Origin of the sequence: Streptococcus sanguinis (genome assembly GCF_050223295.1) — a bacterium.
GTDB lineage: Bacteria > Bacillota > Bacilli > Lactobacillales > Streptococcaceae > Streptococcus > Streptococcus sanguinis_X.
In genome coordinates this window covers 1900851-1925238 of the sequence record NZ_CP071424.1, presented here as the reverse complement: position 1 = coordinate 1925238, position 24388 = coordinate 1900851, and the positions used below count along the sequence as shown (strand labels likewise).

The following is a 24388-nucleotide window of genomic DNA, read 5'->3' as shown; positions in this document are numbered from 1 at the left end:
GAGTCCTTTCTAGCTTAAGTCAAGGGGTTATTCGCTCTGTTCAGTATGGTGTTTGCGTGATTTGAAGTAAAAACTGATAAAAACACCTAAAATGCTAGCGACCAAGGCTGTTTTCAGGATTCGATCAGCTTGTAAAAAGAGAGTGAAAAAGTCTTGCTTGAGAGTGACTGCTTCTATAAGGCTAAAGATAGGATGGAAAGTCAATCCAACGAAGAGAGCAATCTTAAGACCAGGATATTGAAGCTTGCGCCTTTCTTTTTCACTCATGAGTTCCAAATCCAAATCTGCCAGGTGCTCCTTCTCAGACCTGAAGTAAATGATACCAGCTATTATAAAGGTAAGAAGCTCTATAATAATGGGGTAAATTCGAGCATCTAAGCCTGGATAGATATCGGCTAGCATGAAAGCTAGGAAATTACCAACTTGCAAAATCAAGAAAAGCCAAATAAAGCCTATATTTCCTAGATGCTCAGCCTGTTGGCGCTTTTGCTCGTCCAAAGGTCCAGTAATGCCGTAAAATCGTTTAATCATCTTGTCTGAGAATGTTTCTTTTTTCATGTTTGTGTCCTTTCTTTAGGTATGAAATTTGCTACAGGGAAGAATTCTTAGTCCTCAGAATCTTCATCTGTCAGCTAGGGCTCCCAAAAGAGGGCGTTGAGGTCAGTATCCAGCGCTCTAGCCAGATTGATACAGAGCTCGAGGGTGGGGTTGTATTTGTTATTTTCAATCATATTGATAGTTTGCCGCGATACCCCGATAGACTTGGCCAACTCTAGCTGAGACATCTTTTTTTCTTTTCGAAATTCTTTGACACGATTCATTACACCCTTCCTTTCTAATACTATAACTGATAACTTTCAACAAGTTTGTCAGTTATATTTGACTTTTATTTTATGCTAGTATAATACTTTTTGGAAAAAGTGTCAAGTATATCTGACAAAAAATTTAAAAAAGGATTTCATCCGCTTACTTTTTCTTTTAAATTTTTTTTTGCTTTTGAATGTGATATAATAAGTAAGATATGACAAACGAATTTCATCACATTACTGTTCTTCTTCATGAAACGGTTGACCAGCTGGCGGTTAAGCCTGACGGCATCTATGTCGATGCGACCCTTGGCGGTGCTGGTCACAGCGAATATCTTTTGAGTCAGCTCGGAGACGAAGGGCATCTCTATGCTTTTGATCAGGACCAGACGGCTATTGACAATGCTAAAAAGCGTTTGGCTCCTTATGTAGAGCGGGGGATGGTGACCTTTATCAAGGACAATTTCCGCCACCTCAAGAGCCGTTTGCAAGAAGCCGGTGTGGAAGAAATTGATGGAATTTGTTATGATTTAGGCGTTTCCAGCCCACAGCTGGATCAGCGTGAGCGTGGTTTTTCCTATAAACAGGATGCGCCTTTGGATATGCGCATGAACCGCGAGGCTGCCTTGACAGCTTTTGATGTTGTCAATCATTATAGCTATCAGGATTTAGTACGAATCTTTTTTAAATACGGCGAAGACAAGTTTTCTAAGCAGATTGCTCGTAAGATTGAGCAGGCTAGAAGTGTCAAGCCTATTGAAACAACAACAGAACTGGCTGAAATTATCAAGTCAGCCAAGCCAGCTAAGGAGCTGAAGAAGAAAGGGCACCCAGCCAAGCAGATTTTTCAGGCTATTCGGATTGAGGTCAATGATGAGCTGGGAGCGACGGATGAGTCTATTCAGCAGGCCATTGATCTTCTAGCGGTGGACGGCCGGATTGCGGTCATTACTTTTCATTCGCTGGAAGACCGTCTGACCAAGCAGCTTTTCAAGGAGGCGTCGACAGTGGATGTTCCCAAAGGCCTGCCTTTCATCCCTGATGAACTGCAGCCTAAGCTGGAGCTGGTCAGCCGCAAACCAATTTTACCAAGCAAAGAAGAATTAGAAAGCAATAACCGGGCTCATTCCGCCAAACTGCGCGTGGCCCGTAAGATACACAAGTGAGGAAGAAATGTCAGAAAAAAGACCAAACCCGCTTCAAGATCAGATGAGAAAATTTTCCCGAGTTGAGAAGGCCTTTTACGGCTCTATCGTTTTGACTGCCATTATTTTAGCAGTCAGCATCGTCTTTATGCAGACCAAGCTATTGCAGGTGGATCGGGATTTGACGGAAGTCAATACACAGATCGAAGCAGAGCAGACAGAGTTGGCCGACATCAAGCAGGAAGTCAATGAACTAACCCGCTATGAAAGGCTGTCTCAGTTAGCCAGCTCTCAGGATATGAAACTCCAGAAGGGAAATCGTAAAACAGTGAGTTCAACGGATGAAGAATAGAATTTTTGAAAGAATTAAAAAATACGCCCTGAAAAATAGGCAAACCCCTGAATACAATCGGCGGCAAGTGGGAAAGAGCATGAGCATCTTAGCTATCTTTCTCTTTTTCGTTTTCTTGATTAATTTTGCCATTATTATCGGGACAGACCAGAAGTTCGGGGTTAATCTATCAAAGGGTGCAGAAGTGGTCCATCAAAAGACGGTCACAGTCGCTGCCCGGCGGGGAACAATCTATGACCGAAATGGTGTTCCTATTGCTGAGGATGCCACGACTTATAATGTCTATGCCATTATTGACAAGAGCTACAAGTCAGCTACCGGCAAGATTCTCTATGTAGAAGAATCCCAGTATGATAAGGTGGCAGAGATTTTCAATCAATACCTAGAACTGGATAAGGACTATGTCAAAACCCAGCTGTCGCAGAAAAATCTCAAGCAGGTTTCCTTCGGGGCGCAGGGCAATGGCATTACCTACAGTAATATGAATGCCATGCGGGAAGCCTTTGAAGCTGCTGGTATTGAAGGGATTGACTTTACTACCAGTCCTAACCGCAGTTATAGTAACGGTGTGTTTGCCTCCCAGTTTATCGGTCTGGCCCAGCTGCAGGAGGATAAGGAAGGCAATAAGACGCTGAAAGGGACTTCTGGCATGGAGCAGGCACTAGATAGGATTCTTGCTGGTCAGAATGGGGTTGTGACCTACGAAAAAGACCGGAATGGTAATGTTGTGCCTGGGTCAGAAAAGGTCTCTGTACAGGCTGAGGATGGCAAGGATGTCTACACAACGCTGTCGGCTGATTTGCAAACCTACCTAGAAACGCGGATGAACGCCTTTCAGGAAAAAGTCAAAGGCAAGTTTGTCAATGCGACCTTGGTCAGTGCCAAGACCGGCGAAATCCTAGCTACCTCTCAAAGGCCGACCTATAATGCAGATACCAAGGAAGGCTTGAATGAGAAAAATCTGGGCAACTGGAACACCATGCTCTATCAAGGTCAGTACGAGCCTGGATCTACTATGAAAGTTATGACTCTAGCTTCAGCTATTGATAATGGCAGCTTTAATCCTAACGATACCTATGACAGCAGAGAGTACAAGGTCATGGATGCGACCATTCGGGACTGGAACGTCAATATGGGGATTTCAGAAGGGGAAACCCTGACCTTTGCCCAAGGATTTACCTATTCCAGTAACGTTGGTATGACCATTCTGGAGCAGAAGATGGGCAATGACAAGTGGCTGGACTACTTGAGTAAGTTTAAGTTTGGTCTGCCGACCCGATTTGGGATGGGCAATGAAACCTATGGCTCTTTGCCAGGTGATAACTATGTTACGATTGCCATGAGCTCCTTCGGTCAAGGGATTGGTGTGACCCAGGTGCAGATGCTACGTGCCTTCTCGTCCGTTGCCAATGACGGCGTCATGGTAGAACCTAAGTTTATCAATGCCATCCATGATCCAAAAAACAATACAGCTCGTAAGACAGCGACAGAAATTATCGGAAATCCTGTCTCAGAAAAAGCAGCTCAAACTACTCGGGATTATATGGTTCAGGTCGGAACAGACGCCTACCACGGAACCCTGAATGTTGGTGGAGAACCCGTCATTCAAGTGGCTGGTCAGAATGTCGCTGTCAAGTCAGGGACCGCTCAAATCGCTTCAGAAAATGGTTATCTAGAGGGCGAGAACGACTATATCTATTCAGTTGTTGCCATGACGCCGGCAGAAAATCCTGAATTTATCATGTATGTGACAGTTCAGCAGCCTGAGGAAAAATTCCAGCCTATATTCTGGCAGGAAGTGGTCAATCCGGTCTTGGAAGAAGCTGTCGCTCTCAAAGACAGTCTTAATCTGACGACAGAGACGACTCCAGCTCTTGAAACAGTCACTGAAGAAACTAGCTATAAAATGCCATTGCTGGAAGAACTGACCAAGCAACTAGGTCTGAAACATCAAGTCAGTCCTGGCGGTCTGGCGGATGAATTGCGCCGCAACCTCGTCCAACCAATTGTACTGGGAACAGGTGGCAAGATTAAAAAAGTATCTGTCAAAGAAGGTAAAAATCTCAAGGCCAACCAGCAGGTTTTAATCTTGTCAGATGATTTAGAAAGTCTGCCTGATATGTACGGCTGGACCAAGTCCAATGTCGAACGTTTTGCGAAGTGGCAGGGCATCGAAGTCACTTTCAAAGGAGAGGGCTCCAAGGTCGTCAAGCAGAGCGAGAAAACCAATACTTCGCTAAAAAATCTCAAGAAAATAACAATCACAATGGGAGACTAATATGCTTATTGCTCTTATTGCAGGAATCGTAACTTTTATCCTAACTATCATCGGCATTCCTGCCTTTATTCGTTTTTACCATAAGGCTCGTATCACAGGTCAACAGATGCACGAAGATGTCAAGCAGCATCAGGCCAAGGCCGGAACACCAACCATGGGTGGTACTGTCTTTCTCTTAACATCCGTTCTGGCCAGCTTTGTTATCGGTCTGTTTTCGCATCAGCTGTCCAATGGCCTCATCATGATTCTTTTTATCTTGGTCCTGTATGGCGTTGTTGGCTTTTTAGACGACTTCCTCAAGGTGTTTCGTAAGATCAACGAAGGTCTTAATCCCAAGCAGAAACTGTTTCTGCAGCTGGTCGGCGGAGTTGTCTTTTACTTCTTCTATAATCAGCACGGTGCAGGTGACCAGCTGAATGTCTTTACTGTTCCTGTCCAGATAGGCTTCCTCTATGTCTTTTTCGTCCTTTTTTGGCTGATTGGCTTCTCCAATGCTGTCAATCTGACGGATGGAATTGATGGTTTGGCCAGTATCTCGGTGGTCATTAGCTTGGTGGCCTATGCTGTAATTGCTGTTGAGCAGAAGCGTTTTGATATTTTGATTGTCATCATCAGTATGATTGGTGGCTTGCTAGGCTTCTTTGTTTTCAACCATAAGCCTGCTAAAATCTTCATGGGAGATGTAGGAAGTCTGGCTTTGGGCGGTATGCTGGCTGCTATCTCCATTTCCCTTCATCAAGAGTGGACCCTGCTCTTGATTGGTATCGTCTATGTGTTTGAGACGACCTCTGTTATGATGCAGGTGACCTACTTCAAGCTGACCGGCGGCAAGCGGATTTTCCGGATGACCCCGGTTCATCACCACTTTGAGTTGGGAGGCCTAACTGGCCACGGCAAGGAGTGGAGCGAGTGGAAAGTCGATTTCTTCTTCTGGGGAATCGGTATCGTGGGCAGTCTCCTGACCCTAGCTATCCTATATCTATAGCAAGAAGCGAGTCTCTGGCTCGCTTTTTTGCTTCTTAGATTTGAGGATAAGCAGGATGGTCAATTTTTTGGTATAATAGTTAGGATAATAGAATAGAGGACAAGATGAAATTTACAGAATTTAAGTTTAAAGATTATATTCAGGAAGCGCTCAGGGATTTGAACTTCGTTGAAGCGACTCCAGTCCAAGAGAAGCTGATTCCAGTCGTATTGTCAGGTCGGGATTTGGTTGGGGAGTCCAAGACAGGCTCTGGTAAGACACACACGTTTTTGCTGCCGATTTTTCAAATGCTGGATGAGGAGGCAGACAGTGTGCAGGCTGTCATTACAGCCCCAAGTCGGGAGCTGGCAGCGCAGATTTATCAGGCTGCTCGTCAGTTGGCTAGCTTTTCTGAAAAAGAGATTCGGGTGGCCAACTATGTCGGTGGGACGGACAAGGCTCGTCAGATTGGGAAGTTAGAATCCAGTCAGCCGCATATCGTCATCGGAACCCCTGGGCGGATTTATGACTTAGTAGAGTCAGGAGATTTGGCTATTCACAAGGCCAAGACCTTTGTCGTTGACGAGGCAGATATGACGCTGGACATGGGCTTTTTGGCGACGGTTGATAAGATTGCAGGCCGGTTGCCTAAAGATCTGCAGTTTCTCGTTTTTTCAGCGACCATTCCACAGAAGCTTCAGCCTTTTTTGAAAAAATACCTGTCTAATCCAGTGATTGAGCAGATTAAGACCAAGACGGTCATTGCGGACACCATTGAAAACTGGCTCTTGTCAACCAAGGGACGAGACAAGAATGCTCAGATTTATCAAATCAGTCAGCTTCTGCAGCCTTATCTTGCTATGATTTTTGTTAATACCAAGACGAGGGCAGATGAACTGCACAGCTATCTGACAGCTCAGGGGCTCAAAGTTGCTAAAATTCATGGAGATATTGCTCCGCGGGAGCGCAAGCGTATCATGAATCAGGTCAAGAATCTGGATTTTGAATACATTGTTGCGACTGACTTAGCCGCACGGGGCATCGATATCGAAGGTGTCAGCCATGTTATTAACGATGCCATTCCTCAGGACTTGTCTTTCTTTGTCCACCGGGTAGGCCGGACCGGCCGTAATGGTCTTCCCGGCACAGCCATTACTCTCTACCAGCCGAGTGACGACTCAGATATTCGGGAGTTGGAAAAGATGGGGATTAAGTTCATTCCCAAGATGATAAAAGATGACGAGTTCCAGGATACCTACGACCGAGACCGTCGTGCCAATCGGGAAAAGAGCCGGGAGAAGCTGGACACGGAAATGCTGGGGCTGGTCAAGAAGAAAAAGAAAAAAATCAAACCAGGCTACAAGAAAAAAATCCAGTGGGTTGTTAACGAAAAGCGCCGCAAGACCAAGCGAGCAGAGAATCGTGCACGTGGCCGGGCAGAGCGTAAGGCTAAGCGCCAAACCTTCTAGTGATATACTTTTCTTATCGCTGTGATAAGAAAAATATATTAGTCTTTATGAGATAGATATGATAGACTAGTGAAACTAGTCTATTTTTATATTGGGCTTAGTGTGGCTTATTTGATATTTAGGAACACGAGATTTGCACTAGATGCTCATGTTTGACTGCTAAAAGACAGTAAAAGCGGAGCAAATTCTTTGTTTTGTTCTAGAATTGTGTTAAAATATTTCATTATCAAGAAAAGGAAGTAATAATGGTGGTTACAACTTATCTTCTGACAACTGGTTGGTATGAGGAGTTCCTCAAGTTCATTCCAGATGGTAAATTATTTAGTTTAAGGGCCGTTTTTGAGGCTATTCCTGGCATTTTGCAAAATCTGCCAATCACCCTTCTCTTGACAGCGGGTGGTGCAGTCTTTGGTATTCTGCTTGCCATGGTTTTTGCTATCGTCAAGATTAATCGAGTCAAAGTCCTGTATCCGATTCAGGCTTTCTTTGTCAGTTTTCTGAGAGGAACGCCGCTGCTTGTCCAGCTCATGCTGACCTATTTTGGGATTCCTTTATTGCTCAAGGCCATCAATCAGAAGTATGGCACAAGCTTTAATATCAACGAAATTCCAGCGTCTGTCTTTGCGATTGTTGCCTTCGCTTTCAACGAAGCAGCTTATGCCAGTGAGACCATTCGGGCAGCAATCTTGTCCGTGGATTCGGGAGAAATTGAAGCTGCTCGCAGTTTAGGGATGACCAACAAGCAGGTTTATATGCGTGTCATTATCCCCAATGCAGCAGTAGTCGCGACACCTAGTCTGATTAATTCCCTGATTGGCTTGACTAAGGGAACTTCTCTGGCCTTTAGCGCTGGTGTAGTGGAAATTTTTGCCAAGGCACAGGCTATCGCGGGGGCAGACTACCGTTACTTTGAGCGTTTTATCTCGGTTTCGCTGATTTATTGGGCAGTCAATATTCTCATTGAGCAGCTTGGCCGCTGGATCGAAAAGATGATGGATATCAAGCAGCCGGATAAATTTGAATCGCTTCAGCAAGCAGAAGGAGAAGGAATCTGATGATTAATATTTCACATTTAAGTAAGACTTTTTCAGGTCAAAAGGTTCTGGATGATCTCAGTTTGGACATTCAAAAAGGCGAAGTAGTGGCTTTGATTGGCTCTTCAGGTGCTGGGAAGTCAACCTTCCTCCGCAGCCTCAACTACCTGGAACAGCCAGACAGCGGAAAAATCACTATCGATGGTTTCAAAGTGGATTTTTCAAGGATTTCTAAAGATGAGATTTTGCTGCTGCGCCGCAAGCTAGCCATGGTTTTTCAGCAGTTTAATCTCTTTTCCCGCCGGACAGCTCTGGAAAATGTCAAGGAAGGTCTGTTGGTAGTTAAGAAACTGTCAGACCAAGAAGCGACTAAGATAGCCAAAGAAGAGTTAGCAAAGGTTGGCTTGTCATACCGAGAAAATCACTATCCTAGACATTTGTCAGGCGGTCAGAAGCAGCGGGTAGCCTTAGCAAGGGCCTTGGCTATGAATCCAGATGTTCTTTTGCTAGACGAGCCGACCTCAGCCTTGGATCCCGAGTTGGTCGGAGAAGTAGAGAAATCGATCGCTGATGCAGCTAAGTCTGGCCAGACCATGATTCTGGTCAGCCATGATATGTCCTTTGTCGCTCAGGTAGCCGATAGAGTACTCTTTTTGGACAAGGGGAAAATCATAGAGTCTGGGACACCAGATGAAATTATCCATCATCCAAAGGAAGAAAGAACCAAGGAATTTTTTGCTAGTTACAAACGGACCTATATTTGATATAATAGAGACAGTGAAGGCTCAGTTGGCTAGACCAGCTGAGTTTGTTTTCAGTCTCAGCATGCAGTGGAGCAGGCTTTCTTGTCTGGTGGGTGTTTTATGCAGATGGCAAGATTTGGAATTGTTCCCATTCTTTGCGCTATGAGGCTGATTGACCTTTGAGGAGTTGACATGTTAGATCAAATATTTGCACTTTATATCGAGAGCTTGCTTTATACAGCAGTCGGTGTAGGGATTATTGCGGGTTTATGGATTGGACTGCGGATGATTCGCCGCAAGGACAAGACAGCTAAGGAACGCCAGAGCCATCTATACGATGTCCTTTTGATTGTCATTATGACGATTCCAGTCCTGTCTTTTGCGACGCTGGGCTTGCTCATTGTCCTAAAAGCTTAAATGCTTGTAAAACTGTAGAAAAGTTGTTAGAATAATTCTAGTTACAACAAGGAGAAAGAAGAGTTATGTACGATACAATTATTATTGGAGCTGGGCCTGCCGGCATGACAGCTGCCCTCTATGCAGCCCGCAGCAACCTAAAAGTTGCCCTGCTGGAGCGTGGTATTCCTGGCGGTCAGATGAACAATACTGCTGACATTGAAAACTATCCAGGCTATGCCAATATCAGCGGTCCAGAGCTAGCAGAGAAAATGTTTGAGCCTCTGGAGAATCTGGGTGTTGAACATCTATTTGGCCTAGTAGAGAAAATTGAAGACCGAGGTGATTTCAAGGAAATCATCACAGAGGATGAGCGTTTTGAAGCTAAAACAGTCATCATTGCTTCTGGTGCCAATCATCGTCATCTGGGGGTTCCTGGCGAGGAAGACTACAACAGCCGCGGCGTTTCCTACTGTGCGGTCTGTGATGGCGCATTTTTCCGTGATGAAGATCTGCTGGTTGTCGGTGGTGGCGACTCGGCGGTAGAGGAAGCTATTTTCCTGACGCGCTTTGCAAAAAGTGTGACCATTGTTCACCGTCGTGATGAGTTGCGAGCACAAAAAGTGCTGCAGGATCGCGCCTTTGCCAACGAAAAGATTCGCTTTGTCTGGGATTCTGTGGTGGAAAGTATCCATGGTGATGAGCGTAAAGTGACTGGCGTAACCTTCAAGAATGTCAAGACAGGTGAAACTAGCCGAGCAGATTTTGGTGGCATATTTATCTATGTTGGCTTAGATCCTGTTAGTGAATTTGCTAAGGGCTTGGGCATCACTGATGAGGCTGGCTGGATTCTGACGGATCATCAGATGAAAACGTCAGTAGCAGGTATTTACGCTGTTGGTGATGTTCGCCAGAAAGACCTGCGCCAGATTACGACGGCTGTTGGCGATGGTGCTATTGCCAGTCAGGAAGCCTACAAATATCTTACAGAGCAAGCATAAAAATATAAGCTAAGCAAGTGTGTCTATTCAAGTGAGTTGACAGGATTTGCTTAGCTTTTTTGGAATTATGATATAATATAAGGTATCTAGCATAAAGGAGCAAGAAGATGTACCCAGATGATAGTTTAACTCTGCACACTGATTTGTACCAAATCAACATGATGCAGGTTTATTTCAAGCAAAATATTCACAACAAGCGTGCAGTTTTTGAAGTTTTTTTCCGTAAAAATCCTTTTAATAACGGCTACGCAGTTTTTGCGGGCTTAGAAAGAATTATTTCCTATCTCAATAATCTGACGTTCAGCCAGAGCGATTTAGATTATTTGCAATCCTTGGGCTATCATGGAGAGTTTTTGGATTATTTGCGAAATCTCAAGATGAGCCTGACAGTAAGGTCTGTTCAGGAAGGTGATTTGGTTTTTGCCAATGAGCCAATCGTGCAGGTGGAAGGTCCACTGGCTCAGTGTCAGCTGGTTGAGACTGCCCTGCTCAATATCGTTAATTTTCAGACCCTGATTGCCACTAAGGCAGCCCGTATCCGCTCTGTTATCGAAGATGAGCCACTGATGGAGTTCGGTACGCGCCGGGCTCAGGAAATGGATGCTGCTATTTGGGGGACCAGGGCTGCGGTGATTGGCGGAGCTAATGGCACCAGCAATGTCCGGGCTGGCAAGCTCTTTGATATTCCAGTCTTGGGAACGCATGCCCATGCTCTCGTTCAAGTCTATGGAAATGATTATGAAGCCTTTAAAGCTTACGCTGAGACTCATCATAACTGTGTTTTCCTAGTAGATACCTACGATACATTGCGTCTAGGTGTTCCGGCAGCCATTCGGGTGGCGCGTGAGCTAGGGAACAAGATTAAGTTTTTGGGTGTCCGCATTGATTCGGGAGACCTTGCCTATATTTCTAAGAAAGTTCGGCAGCAATTAGATGAAGCTGGCTTCCCTGATGCTAAGATTTATGCGTCCAATGATCTGGATGAAAATACCATTCTCAACTTGAAAATGCAAAAAGCCAAGATAGATGTCTGGGGTGTGGGAACCAAGCTCATTACAGCCTACGACCAGCCGGCTTTAGGAGCGGTTTATAAGATTGTTGCTATTGAAGATGAGAGTGGAGAATTGCGTAATACCATCAAGCTGTCCAATAATGCCGAAAAAGTTTCTACTCCAGGCAAGAAGCAGGTTTGGCGCATTACCAGTCGCGAGAAAGGGAAGTCCGAGGGAGACTACATTACCTATGATGGCCTTGATGTCAATAGCTTGGAGGAGCTGGAAATGTTCCATCCGACCTATACTTATATCAATAAAACTGTCAAAAATTTTGATGCCGTACCGCTTTTGGTGGACATTTTCCAAGAGGGGAATTTGGTCTATGATCAGCCGAGCCTGACCGAGATTCAAGCCTATGCCCGTAAGGAATTTGATAAACTTTGGGATGAGTACAAGCGAGTTCTCAATCCACAGGATTATCCTGTTGACCTGGCTAGAGATATTTGGCAGGATAAGATGGACTTGATTGACCAGATGCGCAAGAAAGCCTACCAGACAGGAGCAGAAAAATGAGTCTACAAGAAGAAATTATCGCTCAACTGGGCGTCAAACCAAACATTGACCCGGAGGAAGAAATCCGCAAGTCGGTGGACTTTCTCAAGGCCTATCTGAGGAAGCACCCTTTTTTGAAAAGTTATGTTCTGGGAATTTCTGGTGGTCAGGACTCAACTTTGGCTGGTCGCTTGGCTCAGATGGCTGTAGAGGAAATGCGGACTGAGACTGGGGATGATAGCTACCGCTTTATTGCCGTCCGCCTGCCTTACGGTGTTCAGGCAGATGAAGATGATGCGCAAAAGGCTCTGGCCTTTATCCAGCCTGATGTCAGTCTGACAGTTAATATCAAGGAATCGGCTGATGCCATGACAAGGGCTGTAGAGGCAACGGGTGCCACAGTCTCTGATTTTAACAAGGGCAATATCAAGGCCCGCAGCCGTATGATTGCCCAGTATGCTTTGGCTGGTTCATACAGCGGGGCTGTTATTGGGACCGATCATGCTGCAGAAAATGTCACGGCCTTTTTCACCAAGTTTGGGGATGGCGGAGCAGATATCTTACCGCTTTACCGTCTCAATAAACGACAAGGCAAGCAGTTTTTGGCCGCCTTGGGAGCAGATCCGGCTCTCTATGAAAAGGTGCCGACGGCTGACTTGGAAGAAGAAAAACCTGGGATTGCAGATGAAGTCGCTCTGGGCGTGACTTACAATGAAATTGATGACTACCTCGAAGGCAAGTCCGTTTCAGCCCAAGCCCAAGAAACTATCGAATCTTGGTGGCATAAGGGACAGCACAAACGGCATTTGCCGATTACAGTTTTTGACGAATTTTGGAAGTGAAAATCTCTATCGAATCTTTTTAGTCCGAGCCAAGAAATGAGGAAGCTATGAAAAAGATAGGTACACAGTCCATTGAAACCAAATGTCTTTTACTAAGACCTTTTCTGGAATCGGATGCTCAAGCTATGTACGACAACTGGGCTTCTCGTCCGGATAATTTGCTGCATGTGACCTGGGATGCTCACGAGAGTCCTGAAGTCACCCAACAGTCTATTGCTCGCTGGGTTGAGAATTATCAAAACATGGATTTTTACAAGTGGGCCATCTGCCTGAAAGAAAATCCTGATTCTGTAATCGGTGACATCAGTGTGGTGGACATGGACGAGGCAGTTAATGCTTGTGAGGTCGGTTATATTTTAAGTAAAGACTACTGGGGGCAGGGGTTGATGACAGAAGCTTTGAAAGCTGTTTTGAACTATCTCTTGCAAGACGCAGGATTCAATCGTGTCACAGCAAGATTTGTAACAGCCAATCCAGCTTCTGGGCGTGTCATGGCCAAAGCTGGAATGAGCTACGAAGGCACTTTCCGTCAGGCTGTATTTCATAAAGGACAAGTCAAAGATTTTTCCGTCTATGGAATCCTAAGATCTGATTTAGAAAAAGGCTAGGACTCTTTTGTCCAGCCTTTTTACTTGCGCTCCTCTTTTAAAGTTCTATAATAGATGTATAATGACAAGGAGGATTCTATGCATTCGTTAGAACAAGATTTTACAGATAAGCTGTATGCTGTTTATGAGGCCAATTCCAAGTATGCAGCGATGGAAAATGCTATCAGTCACAACGGTCTTTTGGCTTCCTTAGAGAAGCGAAGCGCCGCTGTGGAAAATACACCTATCTTTTCACTGGATCTCACAAAGGACAAGGTCAGTGACCAGAAAGCTTCAGGACGCTGTTGGATGTTTGCAGCTCTTAATACCTTCCGCCACAAGATGATTGCTGGTTTCCAATTGGAAGATTTTGAGCTATCTCAGGCCCATACCTTCTTTTGGGATAAATATGAAAAATCCAACTGGTTCTTGGAGCAGGTGATTGCGACAGCTGACCAAGAATTGACCAGCCGTAAGGTCAAGTTTCTCTTAGACACGCCTCAGCAGGATGGTGGTCAATGGGATATGGTTGTTTCCCTCTTTGAGAAATACGGAGTTGTGCCTAAGTCTGTCTATCCAGAGTCAATTTCTTCCAGTGACAGTCGCGAGCTCAATCAGATTCTCAATAAACTTTTGCGTCAAGATGCACAGATTTTGCGAGAATTAAGAGTGGAAGGAGCAGAATCGGCTGAGCTTCAGGCCAAGAAAGAAGAACTCCTACAGGAAGTCTTTAACTTTCTAGCTATGAATTTAGGCTTGCCGCCTCGCAAGTTTGACTTTTCTTATCGAGATAAGGACAATCATTTCCACAGCGAGAGCGGATTGACACCTCTGACTTTTTATCAAAAATATGTCGATCTCAAGCTAGCTGACTATGTCTCTATCATCAATGCACCGACTGCAGACAAGCCTTATGGTCGGTCCTATACGGTTGAGATGTTGGGAAATGTCGTTGGCAGTAAGCCCGTTCGTTATTTGAATGTTGAAATGGACAGGCTAAAAGAGCTGGCTATCGCCCAAATGCAAGCTGGCGAGACCGTTTGGTTTGGCTCGGATGTAGGTCAGTCTAGCAATCGCAAGGCAGGTGTTATGGCAGAGGGGATGCACGATTTCACTGCTAGCATGGATATTCGACTAACTCAGGATAAGGCTGGCCGCTTGGACTATAGCGAAAGCCTCATGACCCACGCCATGGTCTTGACAGGGGTGGACTTGGATGAAAATGGTAAAGCTAAGAAATGGAAGGTCGAAAACTCTTGGGGCGAAAAGGTTGGTAATAAGGGTTACTTTGTAGCCAGTGACGCTTGGATGGACGAATATACCTATCAAATCGTCGTTCGAAAGGAGTTTCTGACATCTGCAGAATTAGCTGCTTATGAAGCAGAGCCTCTTGTCCTAGCTCCCTGGGATCCCATGGGTGCTTTGGCAAAGTAAGCTTTGATGAGAGAATAAGAAAAGAGTAAGAATTTTTCATTCTTACTCTTTTAATTTGTGTTCTAATCTCCGTCACTCTAGTTATCTCCACCGTTACCGGAAGAGGAGTCATTGTGGCTAGAAGAGTTATTGTTTGAATCACCAGAATGCTCACTGGAAGCTGATGTGTCAGAGCTAGCTTCTGTACTGTAACTGCTATAGCTAGAATAGTTATAGTACTGCTGGTTATTGTAGTAACGGTTATAGCCAGTACCACTGTTGAGGTAGACATAAGAGCCACTGCGGTAGAGACCATCTGGCATTTCCCAATCTTCTGAAGCAGAGCCGTCTTGAGCTAGGTAAAGCATCATTTCGCGGTAGACATCTGTTGCAACCTTAACCCCGTCATCAAGAATTGGTGTCAGGCGGTTAGAGTAGCCGGTCCAAACAGCCATTGAATACTTAGGCGTGTAACCAACGAAGAGCTCGTCTGGTGTGACAATGCTAGAGTAGTAGTAAGGCTTGGTCAGCTTGGCTAATTCATCATCAGCGTAGTTGGAGGTTCCAGTCTTACCGGCCTGATAAACCCCAGAGATAGCAGCGTTTGTACCTGTACCAGACTGCAAGACTGTTTTCATCATATCGGTCATCATGTAGGCTGTCGTTTCCTTCATAGCCTTGGAACCATTGTTGGAGAAGGTCTTCTCCGTTCCGTCACTGAAGACGACGCGATTGACATACTGAGGTTTGTAGTAAGTACCGCCATTGGCAAAAGCAGCATAGGCAGCAGCCATTTTTTCACTGCTGGCTCCGTATTCGTTGCCGGATTTGCTGGTATTACTTGAAAAGGCATTAACATAGAACATTTCAGGATAGTTAATCCCAATACGATTTAGGAACTTGAGGGATTCATCCAGACCAACGGCTTCCAGCGTTTTCACGGCAGGAACGTTACGGGATTCCTGAATAGCGTATTGAATCGTCATTCCACCATAGTATTTCTTATCCCAGTTGTAGACTGGTGTGCTGGAATACGGGAAGTTATATGGAGCATCCGTGATAGGAGCAGCTGTCGAAGTATAGACTTCATTTTCCAGAGCTGGAGCATAATCGGTGATTGGCTTCATTGTTGAACCGAAGTCGCGGTTGGTTTCAACAGCTTGGTTGGTACCAAAGGATACGTTGGTAGATTGGTTACGAGAACCGAGCTGGGCAATGACTTTACCAGTTTGCACATCCATAACGGTGGACGCAACCTGCATTTCGTCATCTGGATAAGCAACATAGTCTCCTGTGTTGTAAATATCCCAGAGTTTCTTTTGGGCATCAGTGTTAACATTTGTATAGACTTCCATACCAGTTGTCAGGACATTGTAGCCAGTCTCTTCTTCTACTTGTTCAATTACTTCCTTAAGATAATTGTCCATGTAAGCAGGATAGCTAGTGGAAGCTTTCAAACTTTGAAGTCCGTCGGTTACAGGGGTATTCTTGGCTTGCTCATACTGTTCATCTGTGATGTACTTGAGATCATGCATCTCACGAAGTACCAGATTACGTCGGTTGGTCGCAGCCTCTGGGTGAGTGTAAGGGTCGTATTGGTTAGGTGCCTGAGGCATACCTGCCAGTAGAGCTGTTTGGTGTAAGCTCAAGTCTTTTAGGTCCTTGCCATAGTAGCTTCGGGCTGCTGTCTGCATACCGTAGTTACTGTTAGACATGTAGACTTTGTTGACATAATAGGTCAAGATTTGCTGCTTGGTTGCTTTGCGCTCAAGCTGAGCGGCCAGCCAAGCTTCCTGGATTTTACGTGAAAGAGTCGCATCCGAAGAAGAGGTTGAGAAATAGGACAGCTTAATCAACTGCTGTGTCAGAGTTGACCCCCCTTGACGACCTCCGCGGATGTTGCTAACAAGAGCACCTGCAATCCGAATAAAGTCTACCCCGCGGTGATTGAAGAAGCGATGGTCTTCAATGGCGACAATGGCGTTGACCAAATCCGTAGGAATTTCACTTGTTTCAGCATTGACCCGCTTTTCAGCGCCTAGGTCCGCAATCAAATTGTTATTGCTGTCAAAAATCTTACTGGATGTGGTCGCGATTAGGTCTTTTTCAGAAAGCTTAGGAGCCTTGACCGCATAGTAGGTAAATACCAAACAGCCAATCACGAATCCAATCATAAGCAGGGTTATAAGTGCACTTGCAAGATATTTCAAAGCCTGCATAAGAGTTTGTTTATTCATTTATAATACCACCTAGTAGTTTTTGTTCGATAATTTCAAGATAAGGGATGCTGGGAAGCTGCTGCATTTCAATCGGATAACCATGCTCTTGGATGTAAGTTAGAGGCATGGACTTCCCTCCCTTGTCGATCTTGTAAAACTCAATTAAATAAGAAGCTGGAAGCAGGTAAGTCTCCCTTAAGCTGGAAAAATGCAGTAAGACAAAGCAGATGCCCTTTTGCTCAAGGACAGCCTCCATGTGCTCAATCTGATGCGAATGAAAATTTTTCATGGGCATCGATTTTTTCTGTCGGGTTTCCTTGGCTTCAAAGTCAATATAATGGCCCTTATAGACACCAGAATAGTCTGTTGTGGAAGCTTGCCGAAAGTAAGCCTCTACAATCTTGGCTCGGCTACGGTGCGGATAATCAACCTTGACAATCTGAATGGGGGTGGGCTTTTTATGGATGACAGCGAGTCCTCTGCTTAGATAGTAGCTGTTGGATTCGTTAATCATCTTTTCAAAAGACATCCCACGATTGGCAAAGTTAACAATGCCGGGAACAGGCCTGTTGATACTGCTTTTTGCCTTCAGCTTATGTGGATAGTTGACCATAAAACTCCTTATTGGTACAATAGCATCACTCTATTATACCACAAAAAACTTTTTTAAGGGAGAATAAATGACCAGTCTACTAATAACAGGCTACAAAGCCTTTGAAATCGGCATTTCGACGGAAAAAGATATGAGAATAAACATCATAAAAGAAGCCGCTAAGAGGGACTTAATCCGTTTTTTGGAAGATGGAGTAGATTGGCTGGTTTTTATGGGAAATCTGGGCTTTGAATCTTGGGTTTTGGAGCTAGCCAACGACTTGAAAAAGGACTATGAATTTCAGACGGCAACCATCTTTCTCTTTGAGAATCAAGGTGAAAATTGGAACAAAGCCAATCAAGCAAAATTAGCTGCTTTTAAGCAAACCGATTTCGTCAAGTATGCTTATCCGACCTACCAAAATCCTAGTCAGTTTCGTGATTACAATCAATTCGTCATTCAAAATACAGACGGAGCCTACCTCTTTTATGATGAAGAACAGGAGACAAAACTGAAATATCTTTACCAAGAAATGAAAAAACAAGAACAATATTTTATCAAAAAATTAACATTTGATGACTTGAATGAAGTGGCCGAAAATTTTTCGGGAAATTAGATGATAAATCTTGATTTTTATTAGGCATTTTGTTTATAATTGAATATGATAAACTAGATTGGAGAGAGAAGATGGCAAGTATTATTTTTACAGCAAAAGATATTTTTGATCAGGATTTTAAGCGCGAAGTACGCGGCTATAGTAAGTCCGAAGTGGATGAGTTTTTGGATGATATTATCAAAGATTATGAGACTTACGCAGCCTTGGTAAAGGAGCTGCGTGAGGAAAATCGCCGTCTCAAGGAAGAGTTGGCTGCGAAGCCGGTTGAAAAAGCACCGGTTCAGCCGACTCAGCCTGTCCAATCAACACAAGCGACTCAGTCAACTGCAGAAAGCTTCCCTCAGATGACTTCTGCGACTAATTTTGATATCTTGAAGCGCTTGAACCGTCTTGAAAAGGAAGTATTCGGAAAACAAATTCTGGATCGTGAATAATGGTTCTTTTTAGAACAGTGCAATTTTTGGATAATCGCGTGGAAATTTTAGATTTTCATGAGGAAAGTCCATGCTAGCACTGGCTGTGATGCCGGTAGTGTTTGTGCTAGGCGAAGAAATAAGCCTAGGGACGGATTTTTCCGTTACGGCGACTGAAAGGGCTAAGTCTTTTGATATGTCTGATTAGGTCTGAAAGTGCCACAGTGACGTAGTTCTTTTGGAAACAGAAGAAGTGGAACGCGGTAAACCCCTCAAGCTAGCAACCCAAACTTTGGTCGGGGCATGGAGTGCGTGGAAGCGAACATAGCACTCTGACTGGAAACAGTAGACAGATGATTATCGAAGGAAATGGTACCTAGTCATTTCCGGAACAAAACATGGCTTACAGAAAATTGCATATAGGCTGAGGCTGGGACGTCAAGTCCTGTCCTCTTTAAATTTTATAATAGAATAGCAAGAGAGTGGCTGAGCGCTCTATTCTCTGCCAAGTTCAACTAGCTGTTGCTTTATTTGTCTGATGGACATTTCAAGGAATGAGCTAATTGATAAATGGCAGCGAAACCTTCTCAGCCCAAAATTTAAAAAGGGAGAGTGAGGAAAATCGATGTGACGAAATCACGATTTTTGTCTCACTCCCTTTGTTTGTATAGATTGGAATCCATTTTAAAGCCGAGATGAAAGAAAAATTTAATTTAATTGCGACCGTAGCGGCAGGGCTAGAAGCTGTCGTCGGCCGTGAAATCAGAGAGCTGGGACTTGATTGTCAGGTCGAAAATGGTCGGGTTCGCTTCGAGGGTGATGTCAGTACGATTATTCAAACCAATCTCTGGCTGCGCGCGGCCGATCGGATTAAGATAGTGGTTGGCAGTTTTCCAGCCAAGACTTTTGAAGAGCTCTTTCAAGGAGTTTTTGCTCTGGATTGGGAGAATTATCTACCGCTGGGAGCTAAATTTCCTATTTCCAAGGCCAAATGTGTCAAGTCAAAACTTCACAATGAGCCTAGTGTTCAGGCTATTTCTAAAAAGGCAGTTGTCAAGAAGCTGCAGAAGCATTATGCACGTCCGGAAGGGGTGCCCCTGCAGGAAAATGGAGCTGAGTTTAGGATAGAGGTTTCTATTCTAAAAGATGTAGCGACGGTCATGATTGATACAACAGGGTCTAGCCTCTTCAAACGTGGCTATCGTGTCGATAAAGGCGGTGCACCGATTAAGGAAAATATGGCAGCGGCCATTTTACTCCTGTCCAACTGGTATCCAGATAAGCCTTTGATTGATCCGACTTGCGGCTCTGGTACTTTTTGTATCGAGGCTGCTATGATAGGGATGAAGATGGCACCAGGACTTCATCGTTCCTTTGCCTTTGAAGACTGGAATTGGGTAGATAAAGACTTGGTAGTACAGGCTCGCTCGACTGCACTCAGTCAGATTGATCAGACCATTCAGCTGGATATTTCTGGCTCGGATATCGATGGCCGTATGGTAGAACTAGCTCGAAAAAACGCTGAGCAAGCAGGAGTTGCAGAGCAGATTCACTTCAAGCAGATGCGTCTGCAGGATTTGCATACAGATAAGATTAATGGTGTGATTATCTCTAATCCGCCATACGGGGAGCGCCTCCTAGATGATGAGGCTGTGACTCGTCTTTATCAGGAGATGGGAGAAACCTTTGCTCCGCTCAAAACCTGGAGCAAGTTTATCCTGACTAGCGATGAAGCTTTTGAAAGCAAATATGGCAGTCAGGCCGATAAAAAACGCAAACTTTATAATGGAACTTTAAAAGTGGATTTATATCAGTATTTTGGCCAGCGTGTCAAACGTCAGTTAGATTAGAAAGGATTTGCCGTGACGAAAGAAGAAAACTACTCACCGGAAGAAGAAAAGAAAGAGTCGGTCCTTGATTTTGAAGAGGCCAAGGAAATGACAGTCGGTCAAGCTACTCGTAAAAAAGAGGAGCTGGAAGCCGGTGTGAATGAAAGCGACAATGTGCTGGATAAGTACATCAAGCAGCACCGTCAGGAAATCGAAGCTGGAAAATTTGAAACTCAGAAAATCAGAAAGCTGCAGGAGCAGGAAGCTGCTCAAGCTGAGCAAGCCTCTTCTGATTTGACCGACTTCATCAAAGAAAGACGGCAAGAGGTTGAAAGTGAGCAGGAGATTCCAGCAGCTCAGTTGACAGCCACTGAGACAGCAAGTGAGCCAGAAGCAGCTCCAAATCCCTTAGGTTCTCGCAGTCAACGCTCAGAGCAGGAAGATGCGGTTCCTGCCGCTCCCGTTCAAAAGACATCTTACGGTCCTATTCCAGAACCGCTTGATGAAAAGGAATTACAGGTTCCTAAGACACCTTTCTACAAGAAAAAAGCTTTCCTTTATCCAGTTTTAGGACTTTTAGGGATTGCTGTAGCGGGCACGGGGCTTTACTTTGCTCTGGGGCATAATTGGGGGCACAAGACCGTAACAAGCTCCAGCTCTTCAACATCGCAGTCCAGCAAAAAGAGCTCGTCTTCCTCTAGCTCTGATAATATTGCCAAGGATTTGAAGTCCTTTAATGATGAGTATGCTGCATTCTTCACAGATAGCAATCAAACAGCTGTCAAAAACAGTAAATTTGGTGACTTGGAAAAATTAAAAACCTTACTTGAAAAGCTAAAAGGCAGCAAAGACTATGATGCAGCCAAGAGCAAGTATGATTCCTTGGTCAAGCAGATTTCGGCTATCCAAAGTGTCAATTCACAGTTTGATGGCGGAGCGATCACTGACGGTGTCTTGAATAAGGAAGCCAAGGCCAATACAAATGCGACTTTCTCAGATGTATCAAGTGGCAATGCTAAGCTAGATGAAGTTCTAAAAGCAGCGATTGCCCAAGGACGTAGCCAACAGGTACCAACACCAGCGCCTGCTACTGATCAGGGAGGCACAGGGGCAGGTACAAGTGGAGGTTCAAGCTCGTCTGCTTCTGGTTCAGGCGCTTCCAGCTCATACTCTGGCTATGGTCTTCCTAGCAATGGAGTAAATCTGCAGAGAGATCTCAGTCGTGTTCCTTATAATCAAGCAGCTATTGATGACGTCAACAATCCAGCTTGGACATTCAATCCTGGTGTTCTAGAGAAGATTTTGCAAACTTCTCGTGAGCGTGGCTATATTTCTGGTGATAACTATATCCTGGAACGCGTCAATATTATTAAAGGAAACGGCTACTATAACCTCTTCAAGCCAGACGGCACCTACCTCTTCAGTATCAACTGTAAGACTGGATACTTTGTTGGAAATGGACCAGGTCATGCTGATTCGCTTGATTTCTAGTCATCTGTGAACATTTCTTCAGCAGCTGGCTTTCAAGTCTGTTGATGGATTTGATTATACATGCACAAAAAAAGTTCTCGATTTCGAGAACTTTTTACTGTTTTAAATCACATGGCGTTCAAAGGCATCGTCAGAGATTCCTTGGCTGAGAATGAGCTTAGCCCATTCTTTGGCTGAAAAGAGGCTGTGATCCTTGTAGTTTCCGCAGGATTCAATGGTTGTTCCAGGGACATCTTCCCAGCTAGTTGACTCAGCGATTTCTTCCAGACAGGATTTGATGACCTGAGCAATCTGGCTGGAGCTGTGTTGGCCCCACATAATCATATGAAAACCAGTACGGCAGCCAAAAGGCGAGCAGTCAATCATACCATCAATGCGCTTGCGAATCAGCATAGCCAGCAAATGCTCGATGGTATGCAGGCCAGCAGTCGGAATGGAATCTTCATTAGGCTGAACCAGACGGATATCAAAATTGGAAATGATATCGCCTTTAGGGCCAGTTTCCTCTCCGATGAGGCGAACGTAAGGCGCTTTGACGATGGTGTGATCCAGCTCAAAGCTTTCAACGATAACTTCTTTAGACATGGTTTCTCCTTTACAATGTAGCGAGTGCGAGAAGGTTTTTCTAGTGAGATCAAGCCATAAGTTTGTCTTGTTAGGTAAGAAAAAGCCCGTCTCATTGACACCTTTTCTTCTCTGATTATAGCATAAAAATTTTTTATTTGGGAATAAAGTTTACATCTTAGGAAAATGAAAAAATTGAACAATCTTGCTTATGGTTTGAGAAAGTTTTGGTACTCAGGCTTCTACAAACTTTGAAGATTTTGTCTCTAAAAAATGGACAAAAGCTTTCTTGTTTTTCAAAAAATAGGTTTGTGAATTTTTTAGATTTGTGATAGAATAGTATGGAATTTTGAATTCAACAATTAAATAGATTTGGAGTAAAAACATGGACCTATTTCCTATAATTATGTCTGTTTTTGCTGCCATCATTGGTTTAGTGATTGGATATGTAAGTGTCTCAGCTAAGATGAAATCATCTAAAGAAGCTGCAGAGCTTACTCTTTTAAATGCTGAACAAGAAGCAACCAATTTACGCGGACAAGCTGAACGCGAAGCTGATTTGATTGTCAAAGAAGCCAAGCGAGAAACAAGTTCGCTTAAAAAAGAAGCACTTTTGGAGGCAAAAGAAGAAGCCAGAAAATATCGTGAACAAGTTGATGCAGAATTTAAGTCTGAACGTCAAGAGTTGAAACAAATCGAAAGCCGCTTGACAGAGCGCGCTTCTACCCTTGACCGCAAAGACGATAATTTAAGCAACAAAGAAAAGGCTTTGGAGCAAAAAGAACAAAGTCTCTCAGATAAATCTAAACACATTGATGCGCGTGAAGAACAAGTAGCGGAACTTGAAAAGCAGAAGGCAGCAGAGCTGGAGCGAGTTGCTTCGCTATCACAGACAGAAGCGCGTGATATTATTTTGACGCAGACCGAGGACAAGCTTTCTAAAGAGATTGCGACTAGGATTCGGGATGCGGAGCAAGATATCAAAGAGCGGTCTGACAAGGTTGCGAAGAATATCTTGGTCCAAGCCATGCAGCGTATTGCCGGTGATTATGTAGCTGAGCAAACCAACTCAACGGTGCATCTGCCAGATGACAGTATGAAGGGTCGGATTATTGGCCGTGAAGGTCGCAATATCCGAACTTTTGAAAGTCTGACTGGTATTGATGTCATCATTGATGATACGCCTGAAGTGGTTACTCTCTCAGGTTTTGATCCGATTCGACGTGAGATTGCTCGTATGACCATGGAAGCACTCTTGAAAGATGGTCGCATTCATCCAGCCCGCATCGAGGAGTTGGTTGAGAAGAATCGTCTGGAAATTGACAATCGCATCCGTGAGTACGGGGAAGCAGCAGCTTATGAAATCGGAGCTCCTAACCTGCATCCTGATTTGATGAAAATCATGGGTCGCTTGCAGTTCCGTACTTCTTATGGTCAGAACGTCCTGAGGCATTCTATTGAGGTTGCCAAGCTTTCCGGTATCATCGCTGCTGAGCTAGGTGAAAATGCTAATTTAGCTCGCCGTGCTGGATTCCTCCATGATATTGGTAAGTCTATTGACCGTGAGGTTGAAGGCAGCCACGTGGAAATCGGAACAGAACTGGCTCGTAAGTACAAGGAGCATCCAGTTGTTGTTAATACGATTGCCAGCCACCACGGAGATGTGGAAGCAGAAAGTGTCATTGCTGTTATCGTAGCTGCAGCAGACGCACTCAGTGCTGCTCGACCAGGTGCCCGCAGTGAATCTCTGGAAAGCTATATCAAGCGTCTCCAAGATTTGGAAGAAATCGCCAATAGCTTCAAGGGAGTCAAGAACAGCTTTGCTTTACAAGCAGGCCGGGAAATCCGGATTATGGTTCAGCCGGACAAGATTAAGGATGACAAGATTACGATTTTGGCTCACGATGTTCGTGAAAAAATCGAAAACAACTTGGAATATCCGGGCAATATCAAGGTAACGGTCATCCGTGAGATGCGGGCCGTTGACTACGCAAAATAAAGAAGAAATGCAGTCTAGTAACAGATTGCTTTTTTCTTGAATTATTTGCTGGTCTATTTTGTTTTCCGTATGATTGCTTGATTATTTT

23 protein-coding genes and 1 other RNA gene are annotated in these 24388 nt (G+C 44.4%); 19 read left to right on the top strand and 5 right to left on the bottom strand.

The features are described 5' to 3' along the window. Nucleotides 1–27: 27 nt before the first annotated feature. Nucleotides 28–558, bottom strand: a complete 531-nt coding sequence (locus J1C77_RS09485) for a DUF3278 domain-containing protein (protein WP_002923357.1) — start codon at nucleotides 556–558, stop codon at nucleotides 28–30. A gap of 74 nt (nucleotides 559–632) precedes the next feature. Beyond that, nucleotides 633–821, bottom strand: a complete 189-nt coding sequence (locus J1C77_RS09480) for a helix-turn-helix transcriptional regulator (protein ID WP_002923359.1) — start codon at nucleotides 819–821, stop codon at nucleotides 633–635. 200 nt (nucleotides 822–1021) lie between these two features. On the opposite strand from J1C77_RS09480, the gene rsmH reads away from it, so the two are divergent. The 13 genes from rsmH to pepC all read left to right on the top strand — a co-directional run bounded on the left by rsmH (nucleotide 1022) and on the right by pepC (nucleotide 14598). Next, the gene (gene rsmH, locus J1C77_RS09475; RefSeq protein ID WP_002923360.1) at nucleotides 1022–1972 is read left to right on the top strand and encodes a 16S rRNA (cytosine(1402)-N(4))-methyltransferase RsmH; all 951 of its coding nucleotides are present in this window, start codon (nucleotides 1022–1024) and stop codon (nucleotides 1970–1972) included. A 7-nt stretch (nucleotides 1973–1979) separates the two neighbouring features. Further along, on the top strand, nucleotides 1980–2303 hold the full coding sequence (gene ftsL / locus J1C77_RS09470) for a cell division protein FtsL (RefSeq protein ID WP_002893529.1): 324 nt from the start codon (nucleotides 1980–1982) through the stop codon (nucleotides 2301–2303). Continuing rightward, nucleotides 2293–4581 (top strand): penicillin-binding protein PBP2X, encoded by a 2289-nt coding sequence (gene pbp2X / locus J1C77_RS09465; RefSeq protein ID WP_002923361.1) that lies wholly within the window; start codon nucleotides 2293–2295, stop codon nucleotides 4579–4581. Before ftsL ends, pbp2X begins: the two co-directional genes overlap by 11 nt. Before the next feature lies 1 nt (nucleotide 4582). After that, on the top strand, nucleotides 4583–5566 hold the full coding sequence (gene mraY, locus J1C77_RS09460) for a phospho-N-acetylmuramoyl-pentapeptide-transferase (protein WP_002893527.1): 984 nt from the start codon (nucleotides 4583–4585) through the stop codon (nucleotides 5564–5566). A gap of 104 nt (nucleotides 5567–5670) precedes the next feature. Next, a complete protein-coding gene (locus tag J1C77_RS09455; RefSeq protein ID WP_002923362.1) occupies nucleotides 5671–7014 on the top strand; it encodes a DEAD/DEAH box helicase in 1344 nt (447 codons plus the stop codon). A 245-nt stretch (nucleotides 7015–7259) separates the two neighbouring features. Continuing rightward, nucleotides 7260–8069 (top strand): amino acid ABC transporter permease, encoded by an 810-nt coding sequence (locus J1C77_RS09450; RefSeq protein ID WP_002923363.1) that lies wholly within the window; start codon nucleotides 7260–7262, stop codon nucleotides 8067–8069. Beyond that, nucleotides 8069–8812, top strand: a complete 744-nt coding sequence (locus J1C77_RS09445; RefSeq protein WP_002923364.1) for an amino acid ABC transporter ATP-binding protein — start codon at nucleotides 8069–8071, stop codon at nucleotides 8810–8812. The genes J1C77_RS09450 and J1C77_RS09445 overlap by 1 nt, the downstream gene beginning before the upstream one ends. A 171-nt stretch (nucleotides 8813–8983) precedes the next feature. Further along, nucleotides 8984–9208 carry a DUF4059 family protein gene (locus J1C77_RS09440; protein WP_002893522.1) on the top strand — a complete coding sequence of 75 codons (225 nt, stop codon included), beginning with the start codon at nucleotides 8984–8986 and terminating at the stop codon, nucleotides 9206–9208. A 65-nt stretch (nucleotides 9209–9273) separates the two neighbouring features. After that, nucleotides 9274–10188, top strand: a complete 915-nt coding sequence (trxB, locus tag J1C77_RS09435; protein WP_002923365.1) for a thioredoxin-disulfide reductase — start codon at nucleotides 9274–9276, stop codon at nucleotides 10186–10188. A gap of 107 nt (nucleotides 10189–10295) precedes the next feature. Further along, nucleotides 10296–11756: a nicotinate phosphoribosyltransferase gene (locus J1C77_RS09430; protein ID WP_002923366.1), complete on the top strand. Its 1461-nt coding sequence runs from the start codon at nucleotides 10296–10298 to the stop codon at nucleotides 11754–11756. Further along, nucleotides 11753–12577, top strand: coding sequence for an ammonia-dependent NAD(+) synthetase (gene nadE / locus J1C77_RS09425; RefSeq protein ID WP_002923367.1), 825 nt, complete (start codon nucleotides 11753–11755; stop codon nucleotides 12575–12577). Before J1C77_RS09430 ends, nadE begins: the two co-directional genes overlap by 4 nt. Before the next feature lie 47 nt (nucleotides 12578–12624). Continuing rightward, nucleotides 12625–13185 carry a GNAT family N-acetyltransferase gene (locus J1C77_RS09420; RefSeq protein WP_002923368.1) on the top strand — a complete coding sequence of 187 codons (561 nt, stop codon included), beginning with the start codon at nucleotides 12625–12627 and terminating at the stop codon, nucleotides 13183–13185. A gap of 78 nt (nucleotides 13186–13263) precedes the next feature. Beyond that, nucleotides 13264–14598, top strand: coding sequence for an aminopeptidase C (pepC, locus tag J1C77_RS09415; protein WP_042763162.1), 1335 nt, complete (start codon nucleotides 13264–13266; stop codon nucleotides 14596–14598). A 77-nt stretch (nucleotides 14599–14675) separates the two neighbouring features. Here the strand turns inward: pepC and pbp1a are convergent, their stop codons facing one another. Together pbp1a and recU are read right to left on the bottom strand one after the other, a co-directional pair. Continuing rightward, the gene (pbp1a, locus tag J1C77_RS09410) at nucleotides 14676–16814 is read right to left on the bottom strand and encodes a penicillin-binding protein PBP1A (RefSeq protein WP_002923370.1); all 2139 of its coding nucleotides are present in this window, start codon (nucleotides 16812–16814) and stop codon (nucleotides 14676–14678) included. Beyond that, complete coding sequence (recU, locus tag J1C77_RS09405) at nucleotides 16807–17409, bottom strand: Holliday junction resolvase RecU (RefSeq protein ID WP_002905196.1); 603 nt, start codon at nucleotides 17407–17409, stop codon at nucleotides 16807–16809. Before recU ends, pbp1a begins: the two co-directional genes overlap by 8 nt. A 67-nt stretch (nucleotides 17410–17476) precedes the next feature. Between recU and J1C77_RS09400 the strand changes: the two genes are divergently transcribed. From J1C77_RS09400 to J1C77_RS09380, 5 genes are all read left to right on the top strand, one after another. Continuing rightward, nucleotides 17477–18004 carry a DUF1273 domain-containing protein gene (locus tag J1C77_RS09400; protein ID WP_002923372.1) on the top strand — a complete coding sequence of 176 codons (528 nt, stop codon included), beginning with the start codon at nucleotides 17477–17479 and terminating at the stop codon, nucleotides 18002–18004. Nucleotides 18005–18075: 71 nt separating this feature from the next. Beyond that, on the top strand, nucleotides 18076–18438 hold the full coding sequence (gene gpsB, locus J1C77_RS09395; protein WP_023917285.1) for a cell division regulator GpsB: 363 nt from the start codon (nucleotides 18076–18078) through the stop codon (nucleotides 18436–18438). Nucleotides 18439–18460: 22 nt separating this feature from the next. Next, nucleotides 18461–18828: RNase P RNA component class B (gene rnpB, locus J1C77_RS09390), an RNA gene on the top strand. Between the two features lie 284 nt (nucleotides 18829–19112). Then, entirely contained in the window at nucleotides 19113–20267 is a 1155-nt protein-coding gene (locus J1C77_RS09385; RefSeq protein ID WP_002923374.1) for a THUMP domain-containing class I SAM-dependent RNA methyltransferase, read from the top strand. Nucleotides 20268–20279: 12 nt separating this feature from the next. Beyond that, entirely contained in the window at nucleotides 20280–21737 is a 1458-nt protein-coding gene (locus tag J1C77_RS09380; protein WP_002923379.1) for a cell division site-positioning protein MapZ family protein, read from the top strand. A gap of 102 nt (nucleotides 21738–21839) precedes the next feature. Here J1C77_RS09380 and J1C77_RS09375 read toward each other — a convergent pair whose 3' ends face one another. Then, the gene (locus tag J1C77_RS09375) at nucleotides 21840–22322 is read right to left on the bottom strand and encodes an S-ribosylhomocysteine lyase (protein ID WP_002893508.1); all 483 of its coding nucleotides are present in this window, start codon (nucleotides 22320–22322) and stop codon (nucleotides 21840–21842) included. Between the two features lie 364 nt (nucleotides 22323–22686). Between J1C77_RS09375 and J1C77_RS09370 the strand changes: the two genes are divergently transcribed. Further along, nucleotides 22687–24300: a ribonuclease Y gene (locus J1C77_RS09370; protein ID WP_002893506.1), complete on the top strand. Its 1614-nt coding sequence runs from the start codon at nucleotides 22687–22689 to the stop codon at nucleotides 24298–24300. Nucleotides 24301–24388: the final 88 nt, after the last annotated feature.